14 protein-coding genes are annotated in these 15,494 nt (G+C 71.8%); 6 read left to right on the top strand and 8 right to left on the bottom strand.

Translation table 11 applies throughout. The features are described from left to right. The first annotated feature begins 40 nt into the window (after positions 1 to 40). Positions 41 to 2,302, top strand: coding sequence for a phosphoenolpyruvate synthase (ppsA, locus tag SACE_RS12020; RefSeq protein ID WP_009947285.1), 2,262 nt, complete (start codon positions 41 to 43; stop codon positions 2,300 to 2,302). 7 nt (positions 2,303 to 2,309) lie between these two features. Here the strand turns inward: ppsA and SACE_RS12015 are convergent, their stop codons facing one another. Together SACE_RS12015 and SACE_RS12010 are read right to left on the bottom strand one after the other, a co-directional pair. Beyond that, on the bottom strand, positions 2,310 to 3,311 hold the full coding sequence (locus SACE_RS12015; RefSeq protein WP_193755442.1) for an Acg family FMN-binding oxidoreductase: 1,002 nt from the start codon (positions 3,309 to 3,311) through the stop codon (positions 2,310 to 2,312). A gap of 104 nt (positions 3,312 to 3,415) precedes the next feature. After that, positions 3,416 to 4,249: a universal stress protein gene (locus SACE_RS12010; RefSeq protein ID WP_009947288.1), complete on the bottom strand. Its 834-nt coding sequence runs from the start codon at positions 4,247 to 4,249 to the stop codon at positions 3,416 to 3,418. 218 nt (positions 4,250 to 4,467) lie between these two features. Here SACE_RS12010 and SACE_RS12005 point away from each other — a divergent pair, with 218 nt between their 5' ends. Beyond that, complete coding sequence (locus SACE_RS12005) at positions 4,468 to 5,223, top strand: SpoIIAA family protein (RefSeq protein WP_009947289.1); 756 nt, start codon at positions 4,468 to 4,470, stop codon at positions 5,221 to 5,223. Between the two features lie 18 nt (positions 5,224 to 5,241). Here the strand turns inward: SACE_RS12005 and SACE_RS12000 are convergent, their stop codons facing one another. Further along, entirely contained in the window at positions 5,242 to 6,141 is a 900-nt protein-coding gene (locus tag SACE_RS12000; RefSeq protein WP_009947290.1) for a universal stress protein, read from the bottom strand. Positions 6,142 to 6,319: 178 nt separating this feature from the next. Here SACE_RS12000 and SACE_RS11995 point away from each other — a divergent pair, with 178 nt between their 5' ends. Continuing rightward, on the top strand, positions 6,320 to 7,594 hold the full coding sequence (locus SACE_RS11995; RefSeq protein ID WP_009947291.1) for an MgtC/SapB family protein: 1,275 nt from the start codon (positions 6,320 to 6,322) through the stop codon (positions 7,592 to 7,594). A 28-nt stretch (positions 7,595 to 7,622) separates the two neighbouring features. Here SACE_RS11995 and SACE_RS11990 read toward each other — a convergent pair whose 3' ends face one another. After that, positions 7,623 to 9,140 carry a bifunctional aminoglycoside phosphotransferase/ATP-binding protein gene (locus tag SACE_RS11990; protein ID WP_011873691.1) on the bottom strand — a complete coding sequence of 506 codons (1,518 nt, stop codon included), beginning with the start codon at positions 9,138 to 9,140 and terminating at the stop codon, positions 7,623 to 7,625. A 199-nt stretch (positions 9,141 to 9,339) separates the two neighbouring features. Between SACE_RS11990 and SACE_RS11985 the strand changes: the two genes are divergently transcribed. Continuing rightward, positions 9,340 to 10,338, top strand: a complete 999-nt coding sequence (locus SACE_RS11985) for an Acg family FMN-binding oxidoreductase (protein ID WP_011873690.1) — start codon at positions 9,340 to 9,342, stop codon at positions 10,336 to 10,338. A gap of 4 nt (positions 10,339 to 10,342) precedes the next feature. Here the strand turns inward: SACE_RS11985 and SACE_RS11980 are convergent, their stop codons facing one another. The 4 genes from SACE_RS11980 to SACE_RS11965 all read right to left on the bottom strand — a co-directional run bounded on the left by SACE_RS11980 (position 10,343) and on the right by SACE_RS11965 (position 13,352). Beyond that, complete coding sequence (locus tag SACE_RS11980) at positions 10,343 to 10,798, bottom strand: universal stress protein (RefSeq protein ID WP_009947295.1); 456 nt, start codon at positions 10,796 to 10,798, stop codon at positions 10,343 to 10,345. A gap of 107 nt (positions 10,799 to 10,905) precedes the next feature. Beyond that, positions 10,906 to 11,892, bottom strand: a complete 987-nt coding sequence (locus tag SACE_RS11975) for a magnesium transporter (protein WP_009947296.1) — start codon at positions 11,890 to 11,892, stop codon at positions 10,906 to 10,908. Positions 11,893 to 11,946: 54 nt separating this feature from the next. Continuing rightward, entirely contained in the window at positions 11,947 to 12,915 is a 969-nt protein-coding gene (locus SACE_RS11970; protein ID WP_009947297.1) for a nitroreductase family protein, read from the bottom strand. Further along, the gene (locus SACE_RS11965; protein ID WP_009947298.1) at positions 12,912 to 13,352 is read right to left on the bottom strand and encodes a CBS domain-containing protein; all 441 of its coding nucleotides are present in this window, start codon (positions 13,350 to 13,352) and stop codon (positions 12,912 to 12,914) included. The genes SACE_RS11970 and SACE_RS11965 overlap by 4 nt, the downstream gene beginning before the upstream one ends. 126 nt (positions 13,353 to 13,478) lie before the next feature. Between SACE_RS11965 and otsB the strand changes: the two genes are divergently transcribed. Next, positions 13,479 to 15,095 carry a trehalose-phosphatase gene (gene otsB, locus SACE_RS11960; protein ID WP_009947299.1) on the top strand — a complete coding sequence of 539 codons (1,617 nt, stop codon included), beginning with the start codon at positions 13,479 to 13,481 and terminating at the stop codon, positions 15,093 to 15,095. Next, positions 15,055 to 15,489, top strand: a complete 435-nt coding sequence (locus tag SACE_RS11955) for a universal stress protein (RefSeq protein WP_011873687.1) — start codon at positions 15,055 to 15,057, stop codon at positions 15,487 to 15,489. Before otsB ends, SACE_RS11955 begins: the two co-directional genes overlap by 41 nt. Positions 15,490 to 15,494: the final 5 nt, after the last annotated feature.

Genomic DNA, 15,494 nt, shown 5'->3' with positions numbered 1-15,494 from the left:
AACGACCATGTGCGCAGAAGTGAGCGAACGAGAGCCGGGGGTGGAGTGGATCCGGTGGCTGACCGAGATCGATATCAAAGCCGTACCCGTCGCCGGGGGCAAGGGGGCCAACCTCGGTGAGCTGACGGGCGCCGGCTTCCCGGTCCCACCCGGTTTCGTGGTCAGCGTCGAGGCCTTCCGCACCTCACTGCGGGAGGCGGACATCCAACGGGAGCTCGATCAGCAGCTCGCCGAGGCGGCCCGAGTCGTCAACGACCCGGACAGCCTGTCCGCGGTCAGCGACCGGCTGCGGGACCTGGTCCACCAGGCGGGGGTGTCCGCACAGGTGAGAACAGCCCTCGACAAGGCATACACCGAACTGGACCACCACGACCGGGTTGCGGTCCGTTCTTCCGCCACCGCCGAGGACGCCCCGCACCTGTCCTTCGCCGGGGTCAACGCCAGCTACACCAACGTCACCGGCCAGGAGGAGCTCGCCGAGCGGGTGGTCGACTGCTGGGCCTCGATGTTCAGCCCCCGAGCGCTCGCCTACCGGGCTGCCCAGGACGTCCGCGAGGCACCGGCGATGGCGGTGATCGTGCAGTCGATGGTCGACGCCGACACCTCCGGCGTGGCCTTCACCGCGAACCCGGCGACGGGCTCGCGCGAGGAGCTGCTGGTCGAGGCGAGCTTCGGGCTCGGCGAGTCGGTGGTGTCGGGCGCCGTCGAACCCGACACCTACACCATCCGCAAAGCCGACCTCCGCTTGCTGGACATGAACATCGGCCACAAAACGCACAAGATCGCACGTGACGAGAGCGGCCACCAGCGGAGGATCGAGATCACCGGCGAAGCCGAGCGGCGGACGCTCGGCGACGCCGACCTGCGCGATCTGGGACGCCTGCTGGTGCGAGTGGAAGAGCATTACGGTGCTCCGCAGGACGTCGAGTGGGCGATCTGCGACGGCAAGCTGTGGCTGCTGCAGTCGCGTCCGATCACCACGCTGGCCACCCACGAGCAGCACGGCGCCCAGGGCACCGCCCTGGCCTCCGGTCTTGGTGCTTCCTTCGGCACCGCGTCGGGGCCGGTGCGGGTCATCAGGACGCCGGCCGAGTCCGGTGACCTGCACGACGGCGATGTCCTGGTGGCTCCCATGACCGCGCCCGACTGGCTGCCCGCGATCCGCAAGGCCGCCGCGCTGGTCACCGACAGCGGTGGGATGACCTGCCACGCGGCGATCGTGGCGCGCGAGCTCGGCCTGCCGTGCGTGGTCGGCACCCGCAGCGCCACCAAGGACCTGCACGACGGCATGCGGGTGACCGTCGACGGCTCCAGCGGCACGGTCACCGAGGAAACCGCCACCGCGGTCACCACTTCGGGGCGAGAACGTCCCAGCGCCGCCACCGGCCCGGCACCGTCGTTGGCCACCCGCATCTACGTCAACCTGGCCATGGCCGAACGCGCTGGAGAAGTGGCCGCCATGGACGTCGACGGGGTCGGGCTGCTGCGCGCGGAGTTCCTGCTGACCGACGCGCTCGGCGGTGAACACCCCGGGCGGGTGCTCGCCCGCGACGGCCGCGAGGGGGCGATCACCGCTCTGGTGTCGGCCGTGAAGTCGATCACCGGGGCATTCATGCCCCGACCCGTCGTCTACCGGGCGGCGGACTTCCGCAGCAACGAGTTCCGCCACCTGACCGGTGGAGAGGAGCACGAGCCGACCGAGGACAACCCGATGATCGGCTACCGCGGCTGCTACCGCTACGTCCAGGACCCGTCGCTGTTCCGCATGGAACTGGAGGCGCTGGCGCGCGTGCGGGAAGCGACGCCCAACCTGCATCTGATGATCCCCTTCGTCCGCACCCGCTGGGAGCTCGAACAGTGCCTCGAGGAGGTGGACCGCAGCCGCCTGGGCCGGGATCGCGGACTGCGGCGCTGGGTCATGGCCGAGGTGCCGTCGGTGCAGTACTGGCTGCCGGTGTACGCCGGTCTCGGCATCGACGGCGTGTCCATAGGCAGCAACGACCTCACCCAGCTCGTCCTCGGCGTGGACCGGGACTCGGAGTTGTGCGCTCCCCTGTTCGACGAGAGCGACCCAGCGGTTCTGGACGCGATCGGGCGCATCGTGTCCGCTGCCCGCCGCGCGGGCATCACCTCGTCGCTGTGCGGTCAGGCACCGTCCCGCGATCCCGCGTTCGCCGAACACCTCGTGCGGCTGGGCATCACGTCGATCTCGGTCAACCCCGACGCGGTCGCCGCGGTGCGCCGCACCGTGGACAGCGCGGAACGGCGGGTGCTCCTGGAGGCAGCCCGGACGAGAACCTGAGCGCACCTCACCGATCCGCGAACAGGGGCTCGACCGACTCCGACAGCGGCCTGCGGTGCGTGTGCACGGCGGGGAACTCGCCCGTCACCGGCCATCCGACGCGGACCACCAACTGGGGCACACCGGCGCCCCCGAGCACCTGCCGACACACCTGATCACGCGCTTCGGCGACCTCGCTGACCTGGCTCAGCGGACAGGTCGCCAGTCCCTCGCGCGTCGCCGCGAGAAGCACAGCGCTCAACGCCTCGCCGGCCCCCAGCCAGTCGGACACGGTGTCTCCCCCGGTGGCCAGCACCGCCAGCACCGCACCGTCGTCGAGCACCGGTACCGGCAACTCCCCCTCAGCGACCTCACCGAAGTCGCGCTCGGCCATCCCCCTCGGATACGGACTCCGCTCCGGCAGGCTGCGCGCGGGAACTCCCTCCGCCAGCACGTGCGTGCCGCTCCACTCGGCCAGTTCCCGGCGGTACTCCGGTCGAGCGCGTTCGACCGAGCCCGCGTGCTGGATCGCGAGTTCGACCTCCCTGCGCGTGGACTCGTCTGACACCAACACCAGCCGCGCTCCTGCCGAGTGCGCGAACACGCGTAGTGACTCGAGCAGGTCCGGCGGAACCGGATCGGGCAGGAACGGCCTGCGATCCGTGTGGCGATCGACGGCGACCGCGGCGAGCCGCACCGCCTCGTCGTCCACCTCGGACAGCCTGCTGAACTCGATCGACGCCAGGTGGTCGGGCTGGGCGGGATTGGGCACGCGGTGCACGATCGGACGCCACCCCTCGGCCGCGAACGCCACCCTCGCGTGGTGCAGCCCGGCACCGCAGCTGATCACCATCTCGCGCCCGAGCGGATCGAGCACGGGCAGCAGCCGTGAACGGTCGGCGTAGAGCTGGACCGAGTGCTCGGCCAGCTTCCACCGCCACGGCTGGCTGTTGTGCACCGACGGTGCCCGGCACGCCAGTGCCAGCGCCGAACGCATCGTCTCCTGCGACGGTTCACTTCTCCCGGTCATCGAACACCCCTCACGGATGTGGTCGGCACCGACGCCAACGTGCCTGCGTCGGGGACTCGGTGCCAGGGAACAAAGCCATCGGCAGGGGCCGCGGCGCTTCTTTCTCACCCGGAACCGCCGCGGACGACGGCGACCGGGCACTCGGCGTGGTGCAGGACCCCGTCGGCGACCGAGCCCAGCAGCAGCCGCTCGAACCCACCGGCGCCGCGGTGGCCGACGACGAGCAACTGGGCGTGGGAGGCAGCAGACGTCAGCTCGTCCACCGGATGCCCGTAACGCACCTCGGAGTGCACCTCGACGCCGGGGAACGACGCACGCACCGCGTCCAGCTGACCGGCCAGGGAGCGCTGAGCGTCGTCCAGGTCGAACCAGATGGCCCCGGAGGGCGCGTCGACCCACGAGTACTCGGCGCGGACAGGTCGCCACACGTGCAACGCCACCAGGTTCGCCCGCCGTGCCGAGGCGGACTCGAAGGCGAACCGCAGCGCCTCCCGGCTCGGCGCGGACTCGTCCACGCCGACCACCACGGGGCCGACCGTGAAACTGCGGCGCCGGTCGCGGACGACGACCACCGGGCACCGGGCGTGCATCGCCACCGCCCTGCTGACCGACCCCAGCAGTGTCTCGGCCACCCGGCCGCGCCCGTGCGAGCCCACCACCAGCAGCCGTGCACCACTGGAACACCGGATCAGTTCCGAGGTCGCGGCCCCTTGGCGGATCTCCTCCACGACTTCCACGCGCGGTCGTTGTGCACGGCACCCATCAGCCGCCTGCGACAGCGCCTCCCACAGCTCCTCCTCGCGGTCCGGGTGGTCACCGACCGCCAGCAGCCGAAGCGGCGCACCGCGGAGATCGGCCTCCTCAGCCGCCCACTCCGCGGCCACCACGGCCTGCTCGGATCCGTCCACACCGGCCAGCACCGGCGAATCTCCCACCATGGACACCCCGCACTCGACAGCACCCCCGGCTGAGCCCGAACACCAGTGGAAACCGGGCACACCCTCACCGCAACCGGGTCACGGGCGGAACACCTGCGCCGCTCGCCGCCCGGATGCCTTTCGCACGGGTTATCCATGCCCGGGGTCCGGGGTATCGCTGTGCCGGCACAGCCAACGCGCGCCGGACTTGGCCGCGCACTGGATCGGGAGGCACGGACATGCTGGAGAAGCTGGCGAACATGCCCGAGGGGATCGATGGCGTCAAGGCCAGTGGAAAGGTCACGAAGGAGGAGTACGAGGCCGTCGTCGAACCGCTGATCGACGCGGCACGGCGGGAGAACCGCCGCATTCGCCTCCTCTACCAGGTCGCCCCGGACTTCCAGGGGCTCGCCCCGGCCGCGGTCTGGGAAGACACCAAGGTCGGTCTCTCGTCCTTGAAGCTGTTCGACGGCTGCGCCGTGGTGACCGACATCGGCTGGATCCGTGAACTGAGCCGGCTCGGCAGCTTCCTGGTGTCCTGCCCGACCCGGGTGTTCGGCAACGACGAGCTCGGCGAAGCGACCGACTGGCTGAGCTCGCTCCCGCAAGGCCCCGGTGTGTCCCACCACCTCGACTCCGAAACCGGCGTGGTCGTGGTCGAAGTGCAACAGCCGCTGAGGGTGCAGGACTTCGACGCACTCGCCGTGACTGTGGACACGTGGCTGGAGCGCCAGGGTGACCTGCACGGTCTGGTGGTCCACGCCCGCGAGTTCCCCGGGTGGCAGAACTTCCCGAGTCTCCTGCGGCACATGAAGTTCGTCCGCGACCACCACCGGCGCATCGGGCGCGTGGCCCTGGCCGCCGACAGCAAGCTCGCCGAGCTGGTACCGCACCTGGCCAAGCACTTCGTGCAGGCCGAGGTGAACCGCTTCGGATACGACGACCTCGACGAGGCCATCGCCTGGGCCGCCGGTACCCGCCAAGCATCGTCGTGACGGTGGTGTGCTCCGGCATCAGTCCTCGCTACCGCGCACCACCATCAGCGGGCACGGCGCGCAGTGCAGGAGCGCGCGGCTGGTGGAGCCGAGCATCATCCCCGTCATGCTCCCCCGGCCGCGGCTTCCCACGACGATCAGCTGGCCTTCCGCGCCGTGCTCGACCAGGTAGCGCACCGGCCGGTCCCGCGCGACGACCCGCCGCACCGGCACCTCGGGGTAGCGCTCCTGCCAACCCGCCAACCGTTCGGCGAGGACCCGTTCCTCGGCCTGGCTGATCGACTCCCAGTCCCTGGAGTCATCGGTGAACCACTCGTCGACGGCGACGTCGCTCCACACGTGCACGGCCACGAGCGGCACGCGGCGGTCCGAGGCTTCCGCGAAGGCCACCGCGACCGCCGGCTCCCCGACGCGGGACCCGTCCACCCCGACGATGACAGGCCGCTGCGCGGTCCCCTCGAGGTCCACCGCCTCCGGAACGACCACCACGGGGCACCGGGCCCGCATGGCGACCAGTTCGGCGGTCGACCCCAACGCCAGTTGCACGCCCGTGAACTCGCCCAACCCGCGGGTTCCGACGACGAGCCGCCGCGCGTGCTCGGACTCCTCCAGCAGCACCGCTCCGGGGTCGCCCTCGCGGACCTCCTGCTCGATGTCCAGGTCTGCGGCCGCGACCGCCGCCGTGCTCGCTGCTTTCGACAGCCAGCGCAACCGCTCGTCGGTGACCATCGAGGTGCCTTGGCGTGTGGCCTCCGGCCCGAGTTCGCCTGGTGTGCGCGGTGCCGCGCACACCAGCCGCAGCGTTGTCCGGTGCAGTGCGGCGTCGGCCGCCGCCCAGCGCACGGCGGCCAGTGCCACCTCGGAGCCGTCGACTCCCACCACCTCGCGCATCACGCCCCCCGGTGGCTTCGCCGCCATTGCCTCGCTGTCGACCGTACGGCCGCTCCGGGCCACCGCAACCCGCACCCACGGGCACGGCCATCGCGCGGCTCCCGGCACATCGCGAAGAAGCCGTCCGGGGTCGGCTGGCGGCGCGGCACCGCCGCGTGCACGGTGAACACGCCGGCACCGTCCCTGGCGAGAAGGCGGGACCTCGGTGGACACCACGACCGCGCTCATCCACTTCGCCACCGCCCTGGCCATCGGGTTGCTGCTGGGCCTGGAACGCGAGCACAGCACCTCCGGAGAGCGCTTCCGGCCGGCAGGTTCCCGGACGTTCTCCCTGCTGGCGGTGGCGGGCGCGGCATCGGCGGCATTGGGGATCCCGGTGCTGGTCACCGCCCTGGCAGCCGCGAGCGCACTGGTCATCGCCTGGTACGTGCTGGCGGTGCGGGCGTCGGCGGAGGAGGAAGCGGGCGCGACCACGGAAATCGCGGCGATCACGGCTGTGCTGCTGGGCGCGCTGTCCTGGACCCGGCCGACGTGGGCGGTCCCGATCGCCGTGGCGGTGGTGGCACTGCTGGCCGCCAAACGACCACTGCGGCGGTTCGCCACCCGCCTGGTCACCGACCAGGACGTCGCCGACGCCGTACGCCTGTTCGTCGTGGCGTTCGTGGTCTACCCGCTGCTGCCGGACCGTGCGATGGGGCCGTACGGGGTGCTCAACCCTTCCAGGATCTGGTTGCTGGTCGTGGCGATCACGGTCATCGGCTGGGCGGGCTACGTCGCCGCCCGCGCACTCGGTGAACGCCGGGGCCTGCTCGTCGTCGGCTTCCTCGGCGGGTTCGTCTCGGCATCGGCGACCACGGTCGTGCTGGCACGCCGCTCCGCGCGCGACGTGCCAGCGGCGGTGCTGCCCGCGGTGCTGGCCGCGAGCATCGCCACCCTGGTCCAGCTCATCGCGGTGACCGCGGTGGCCAACCCGGCGGTCGCCGTCCGGCTGCTGCCCGCCGCCGCGGCGGGGGTCGTGGTGCTACTTGCCGAAGCGGGGTGGATGCTCTGGCGATCCGGCGACGACCACCGGCAGGACGAGCCGCTCCCGGATCCCGGCTCGACTTCGGCCGGCTCCGGCCTGGATCGGCCGTTGTCGCTGCGGGCCGCGCTCTCGCTCGCCCTCCTGCTGGTCGTTCTCCTGCTCGCCACCAGGGCGGCGGCCGACCTGCTCGGCGACCGCGGAGTGCTCGCCGCCGCGTTCGCGGGCGGACTCGCCGATGCGCACGCGGCCTCGGTGGCCGCGGCGGCCCTCGCCGGAGCGGTCGTCCCCGTCGGCACCGCCGTGCTCGCTGTCGGCGCTGCCCTGCTCAGCAACACGCTGATCAAACTCGTGCTCGCCGCCGCAGCCGGTGGCCCGCGATTCGCGGTGCGCCTCGCGCTGCTGCTGATATCGCCCGCAGCAGCGGTGGCCGCCGGTATCGCTCTGGCCGCGCATTGACTCGCGCCACCTCTCCGGCTGCCTGGGGTCACAGCACCGCCGGTGGGGAGGTCGCGGCTTCGATGGCCGATCGCGCTTCCCGCGCCGACTCGTCCGGCGGCCGGGTGGTGTCGACGTCGGTGGCCTGCGGCCAGTCGTCGAAGTGCCGGCTCATCGCAACCGCGACATCGGCTGTGGCATCCGAGACATCGCCGTAGCGGCCCGCGATACGCGCTTCGGCGACCTCCCGCGGCGCGACGCATCGCAGCTCGGCCAACGCCGAGTGCGTGTCCTGCGCGATCGACCGCGCCGACTCGCGCTCCCCCGCACTGCTCCAGCTCGCGTCGAGCACAACGGTCTCGCCTCGCTCGAGCAGTGCACGGCAGCGGGTGAGCATCGCCTCGTAGGTGCCGTGGACCTGGCTGCCGTTGTAGAGCCCCTGGCCGTAGCCGGCGTGAGTGGCCAGGTCGTCGGCGCCGGGCATTTCCTTGCGGATGACGTCGGTGCGCAGCAGCACCGCACCGAGCTGGTCCGCCAAGCCACCGGCGAGGGTTGTCTTGCCGGTCCCGGGCAGGCCTCCGACGAGCAGCAGCCGGACCTGGCCGGCACGCAGGTGCCGTACCGCGATGCCGCTGAGCTGCTGAGCGGCATCGGCCGCTTCCGCCGCCCCCTGCGCCGCGCGCAGGCATGCGACCTTGGCTCGCACGAACGCCCGGTAGGCGGTGTAGTGGTGTGCGAGCGAGTCGGCCACCTGCGCACCGGAGAACTCCCGGTACCAGCGCAGGAACTGGTGTGCCAGCCGTGGTGCGCCGAGGCGTTCGAGGTCCATTGCCAGGAACGCCGCGTCGTCGAGCCCGTCCACGTAGCGCAGGCGGTCGTCGAACTCCAGGCAGTCCAGCACCCGGGGCCCGTCGGGCAGGCAGAAGATGTCCTCGGCCAGCAGGTCGCCGTGCCCGTCGACGACGTAGCCGCGGCCGATGCGCTCGTCGAGCAGCCGGCCCCGCCCATCGACGTAGGCCAGGGCGAGACCGACGATCTCGTCGAACTGCCCGCGGTCGAGCACCGTGCCGACGAACCGCTCCGCACCGGCGAAGTTGTCGACCCACCGGCGGCGCAAAGCGGATGCCCGTCCCTCGGCGGCGACGTCCGGCCCGCTGCGGGCGGTGCTGTGGAACGAGGCGAGCAGCCGGGCGAGCTTCTCCAGGTCGGGCCGCACGTCGGCACCGGTGCGCACCAGCTCCGACAGCCGACGTGACGGGGGCATGCGCCGCATGACGACGATCCAGTCGCAGGTGCCGCCTGTACCGTCCAGCACGCGGCACAGGTCCAGGTAGACGTCCGGGGCCAGTCTGCGGTTGAGCTCCAGCTCGCGTCGGCACGCCGTTTCCCGCGCCTGCACGGTGCTGAAGTCGAGGAATCCGAAATCGACGGGCTTTTTGACCTTGTAGGCGCGGTCGCCGATGAACGCCACCACGGCGCAGTGGCTTTCCGCGATGCCGGCGGCCCCCACGTCAGTCGAGGTCCGGGGCGAGGGGCGGATACCGGAGTCCTCTTCGGCGTGAACCATCCAGGTCACCTCCACCAGGGCGGACAGCCTTGCACGTGCATCCGAACCATCCCCCGCGCGAGTCTCACGGGGCAGGGACCAACGGCCACCTACCGCTGACCTGGTGAGCCGGCACTGACAGCGGTTTCGTCCGTACCGGCGGGGGTAAACCGGTGGGTTCCCGGCCGACTCGGCTTGAAGACCGAACGGGGGAGGCCCGATGAACGAACGTCCGGACGAGGGCACGTTGAGGGCTGCTGTGGGGTTGGCCGGCCTCGCTCCTTCCCTGTTCAACGTGCAGCCCTGGCGATTCGAGCTCGAAGCCGGCGCCCTGTTGCTGCACGTCGACCGTTCGCGGTCGCTGCCGGTGACCGACCCGCACGACCGGGAGCTGACGCTGAGCTGCGGCGCCGCCCTTCAGCACGCTGTTCTGGCCATGCACGTGCTGGGCTGGCGAGTCCGGGTGCGCCGGCTCCCCGGGGCCCACGTGCCCGATTTGCTGGCGACAGTCGAGGTTCTCGGCCCGCAGGAGGCGAGCGAGGCAGAGATCGCGCTCGCCCAAGCCGCTTGCTCCCGGCACACCGACCGAGCCCAGTACGCCCCGGAATCCGTGGCCGGCGCTCTGCTGGGCGAGCTCCTGCAAGCCGGTCGGCATGCGGGGGCCGAGGTGGCCGTGCTCGACGGCGACCGGCGGTACGCCTTGGCGCGGGCCTTCGCGAAAGCGGCCGCGGTGCACGGTGCGTCGCAGGCCTATCGCGACGAGCTCGCCGCCTGGACCGGCCGGGCCTCCGCGCACGGCGAGGGCATGCCCCAGGCGACGGCTCCGCAGCACGGGGTGCAATACGGTGATCTCGTCATCCGCGACTTCGGCAGGGTCAGCGCTGCGCACGAGGAGATCGGGACGGCGCGCACCGTGGGCAGCCTCCTGCTGATCAGCACCGCGACCGATGACCGCCTGGACCAGCTGCGTGCAGGCGAGGCGGCGGGAGCGCTGCTGTGCACCGCGGAGCGGGAGGGATTGGCCGCCAGCCCGCTCAGCGAGGCGTTCGAGGTCGAACGCACGCGCCGGGACGTCGCTCGCGAGGTGTTGGGCGATGCCGGATACCCGCAGCTCGCCGTGCGGGTGGGGTGGCCCGCCTCCGGACGCAGGCCGCCCGCCTCGCCGCGGCGATCCGTCGAGGACCTCCTGCGCGGGCTCGGCGACGACATCCGGCGATGAGGACCTAGGACCCAGCGCCCTCCCGTTCGGCGGGGCGGACCACGACCAACGGGCACGGGGCGTGGTGCACGCAGTGCTGGCTGACCGAGCCCAGCAGCGTCCCGACGAACCCACCATGCCCACGGCTGCCCACGACGAGCAGGTCCGCGCCCTCGGCCGCGCGCACCAACGCCCGCGCCGGGATGTCCTGGACGACGCGGCGTTCCACCGGAACATCGGTCCCCAGCGCTGCGGTGACCTCCTCGACGGACCGGCTGAGTCCCCGTTCGGTTTGGTCACCGAAGTCCTCGAGGGGAAGCGGCGTCATCACGTCGCCGTAGTAGATCGGTACGGTCCACGCGGCCACTGCCGTGATCCGGGCGCCGGTCTTGTCCGCGTACCGCAGAGCCCACTCCAGTGCCGCCTTGGAACCTGGCGAACCGTCCACTCCGACCACGACCCGCTCCGCACCCTCGCTCACCGCGGTCCTCCCCGTGGACTCGACGACGCCGCAGACATGGCGTCCACCCCCCCAGGGGCGACGGTCCCGAGTGTCCTCCACTGCCGCCGGGCTCGCCGGGCGGCCGCTCAGGTGACCAGCGCCGTGGCGACCACGAAGTAGATGAGCACCGACAGAAGGTCCTGCACCACGGTCGCCAGCGGACCGGAGCCGAACGCCGGGTCCTTGCCCAAGCGGTGGAAGGCCCACGGCAGTGCCATCGCGATGACCGTCGCGATGGAGGAGGCCAGCACCAGCGCGACCGCCACCGCGAACGCGACGTCGAGGTCGCGCCACAGCAGCGCCACCACCGGCAGCGCCAGCACGGCCAGCAACAGCCCCAACAAGACACCGGTGAGCACCTCGCGCATGGCGACCCGAGCGATGCCCACCCCCACCGACAACCCGCGGATCACCAGCGTCTCGGTCTGAGTTCCCACCGCGTCGGCGATGTAGACCACGCCCGGGACGAAGAACGCGATGAGGACCTGCTGCTGCAACTGGCTCTCGAACGAACCCACGATGACCGCCGCCACCAGGGCCCCCGCCAAGCCCACGAGCAGCCAGGGAAGCCTGTGCCACAGCCGCCGGAGCACACCCTCGACCGACGCGGTGCGTGCCGAGGCCGCCGAGGCGAGGAAGCCACCGAGCCGCGCCATGTCGCGGTCGTGCGCGTCGAGCAGCACCGCCAGCATGCGCTCCGGAGGGATCAGGCCGCGGAACCGGCCGTCATCGTCGACCACCGCCAGACCCGACTCCCGGTGGTGCACCGCCTCCCACGCGGCTCGCTCCTGGTCGGTGCCAGGCGCGACGACCGGTGGGTCGGTGTCCATCACCGTGACCACCGGGGTTCCGGGTGCGGCGGCCAGCGCGCGCTCGATCGTGATCAGGCCCGTCAGCCGTTCACCACGGCATACGACGAGGACCGAAGCGCTGTCGAACACCTTCCCGCGCAACCGGGCCAGTGCCTGGTCGACCGAGTCACCGGCGTCGGCGCGGGGAACGTTCGTCGAGGCGTGCTGGTACGCGGTGCCCAAGACGTCGCGACCACCCACGGCTCGGGCCGGCTCCCCCATCAGTTCTCCTCCGTGCTGAGCCGCTGTGGGCTACTCGGTGCGATCCGTCCGCCCTCAGTCTGGAGGGTCCTCCGGTTCTGCCGGGTGGCCGAACCGCATGATCACCATGGGTTCTCCGGACAGTTCCAGTTGCCGTCGCAGGGCGTGGGCGACCTCGGGCAGGTGCAGAGGTTGGGTCATCACCGAAGCCGCGAGGCCGGCAGACGTCGCGTCCAGCCAGGCCGTCTGCATCGCCTGCCCGGTGCGGACGGCAGCGCGGTGCCGGTCACCGGGTGCGCTGAGCACCAGGACGGACTCGGCCGCGATCCACGACGCCAACCGCGACTCGTCGGGCAGGTGCGTCGTCGAGGTCACCAGGCCGACCGCGGGCACGCCTCGCGCCCCCAATGCTTCGTGCCGCAGACCCAAGTCTCCGGTCATGCCCGGCGCGACCGTCCACATCGCCAGCTCGCGCTGGTACTCCCGGTCGTCGTGGTAGGCACGCGCGGCGAAGTGCAGCGAGCGGGCCAGCAGAAGCGCCTTCTGCTGCCCGTGCACCCATTGGGCGTGCACGGGCGGCACGCCGGCGGCATCGCGCAGGTGCGCGCGAACCTCCTCGGTCAGCGGTTGCGGTGCGAAGGGACGGCGATCGCTCGTTCGACGGGCGATCGCGGCGTAGCGGGCGCGTTCCAGGTCCGTGGGCTCCGCCCGGTCATCGCCCCGGATCACACCGATCACCTCGGGTGAGTCGCCGGGTTCCGCGGTGGCGGCCCAGCCGATTTCGCGCACGGCCAGCTCCAGGTTCGTCAGCGCGGCACCGCACGAGATGAGCTGGTCCCGTCCGGTGATGTCGTGGCGGTCGAGCTGCTGGTCCGTGCGGCGGCTCAGCACCGCTCGGTGGCCGTGGACCTCCAGCGACCACGGCCGCGTGTTGTGCACCGACGGCGCGCACCGCACCGCTCGCTGCAACTGCTCGACCTCTTCCGGCGACCAGTCGTCGGGTCCGGTACCGCCGCGGGGGCTCGGAATCGCTCTGTCGTTCATCGGCCGTCCTCGTCGTCGTCCTCGGCGATCCGGTGCTCGGCGACCGCGCGGACGATGTCGACCGCGGTCAGCACGCCCCGCACACCGTCGTCGGCGGTGACGAGCAGCGCGTCGCTGCCGGCCTCGATCATCCGGCGTGCCGCGACGGCGATGCCGTCGCCGGCTTCCACCGCGGGAGCGGGCCTGCGGCACAGGGCCTCGACGTGCACGGTGTCGCCGGGCAGCCGAGCCGCGACCCCGAACAGCAGGTCAACAGCGGTGACCAGACCGGTCGTGTCGTCGCCGAGCACCGCGAGATGGTGGACCCGGTGCCGGTACATCTCGCGCAGCGCGTCCATCGCGTCCAGACCACCCCGGACCGCCACGACCGGTGTGCTGGCCAGTTCCAGCGCGGTCGGTGGCCCGGAACCGGTACGTGTCGGATCATCGGCGGTCATACGGCCTCGATTCCCTTCCTCGTTCCCGCGGCGCGCACGAAGCGCGGGCTCGGGGTATACCCGCGACATCAGCATCCGATGCCGCGGCGATGTCCGTCAGAGCCCATAGGCCCGCAGGGAGCCGCCATGGCCGCCACCGTCCTCGACCCCGCGCGCCACCACGCCGTCCTGTTCGACATGGACGGGGTCATCACCGACACCGCATCGGTCCACGCGGCAGCGTGGGCCCGGCTGTTCGACGAGTACCTGGCGCACCTCCCTCCGCGCGCGGGCGAAGACCACCGTCCCTTCTCCCGTGAGGACTACACCCGCCACGTCGACGGGAAACCCCGGATGGCCGGGGTGGTCGACTTCCTCGCCTCCCGGGGCATCACGCTGCCGCTCGGACGTCCCGGCGACCAGCACGGCCAGGCGACCGCACACGGTCTGGCCGCGCTCAAGGACCACTACTTCGGCCAGGAGCTGGATTCGGCCGGAGTCCGGGTGTTCGACGATGCCGTGGCCTTGGTGAGGGCGCTGCGCCAGGCTCACGTGCCCACCGCGGTGGTTTCGGCCAGCCGCAACTGCGCACAGGTGCTGCGACGTGCCGGGATCGGTGATCTGTTCGACGCCCGGGTCGATGGCGTGCTCGCCGAGGCGCGCGGACTCGCCGGCAAACCCGACCCGGCCACGTTCCTGGAAGCCGCCCGCCTGCTCGATGTGGACCCGGCTTTCGCGGTCGTGGTCGAGGATTCCGAGGCCGGTGTCCGAGCGGCCAGGACCGGTGGTTTCGCGCTGGCCATCGGCGTCGACCGCACGGGCGAACCGCAACGGCTGCGCCAGGTGGGCGCCGACGTGGTCGTGGACACCCTGCGCGCCGTCTCGGCAGCGGAGCCCCGGGGCGGGCCGCGCCCGTTGTCGACCGTGCCCGGCGCCGGGGTGCATTGGGACGAGATCGCCCCTCGGTTGCTGCCGGGCCGGCCGGTGCTGGCCTTCGACTTCGACGGCACGCTCGCGCCCATCGCCGAGACCCCGGCGGAGGCCATCCTGCCCGCGTCGACGCGGGAGGTGCTCGCCGCGCTGAGCCGCCGCTGCCCGGTCGCGGTCCTCAGCGGACGCGACCTCGACGACGTTCGCCGCCATGTCGGTCTGGACCGGCTGTGGTATGCGGGCAGCCACGGCTTTGAGATCGCCGGCCCCGGTGGCGAGCATTTCGCACACGCGTCCGCCCGTACCGCGCTGCCTGCGCTCGACGAAGCCGAAGCTCGCCTCGCCTCCCGACTGTCCGATGTGGCGGGAGTGGTGTTGGAACGCAAGCGGTTCGCCCTCGCCGTGCACTACCGGCAGGTCCCAGATTTCGCGGTGGCCCACGTGCTCGACGAAGTCCGCGCCGTGACGCCGTCGTCGATCACGCTCACCCACGGGCGGCTCGTGGCCGAACTGCTGCCCGCCGTCGCATGGGACAAGGGCCGCGCCCTGCGCTGGCTGCTGGAACGGCTCGACCCCACGGGCATGGCCCGACCGGTCGTGCTCTACGCCGGCGACGACCTCACCGACGAGGACGCCCTGCGTGTCGTCGCCGCCACCGGCGTGGGCATCGTCGTGCGCAGCACCGAGCACGGCGACCGCGACACCTGGGCGCACTACGCCGTCGACGACCCCGGCTCGCTGGGCGTGCTGCTGACGCGCGTCGCATCCTTGATGCACACCACCGGAGGTGACCATGACCGAGGAACGCGTCTACACGATCGTGGTCGGCATTGACGGCTCACCAGCCTCCAAGGAAGCGCTGCGCTGGGCGCTGTGGCACGCCGGCCTCACCCGCGGCTCCGTCACCGCGCTGATGGCCTGGGACACGCCGCTGATCTACAACTGGGAAGTACCCGGCCTGGAGGACTTCGCCGCGACCACCGCCCGCTACCTCGACAAGGTGATCAACGAAGTGGGCGGGCAGACCTCGATTCCGATCAGCAAGGAGGTCGCCCAGGCCCACCCGGCCAGGGCCCTGCTCGACGCCGCCCGCGACAAGGAAGCCGACCTGCTCGTCGTGGGCAACCGCGGGCACGGCGGCCTGACCGAGGCGCTGCTGGGATCGGTCAGCCAGCACTGCGTCCACCACGCCCGCTGCCCGGTCGTCGTCGTCCGCGCCCCGCACTAGCAGTC

Origin of the sequence: Saccharopolyspora erythraea NRRL 2338, from assembly GCF_000062885.1 — a bacterium.
In the GTDB taxonomy this organism is placed as follows: Bacteria; Actinomycetota; Actinomycetes; order Mycobacteriales; family Pseudonocardiaceae; genus Saccharopolyspora_D; species Saccharopolyspora_D erythraea.
The sequence above is the reverse complement of the archived record's forward strand: the minus strand, read 5'-3'. Positions and strand labels throughout refer to the sequence as shown.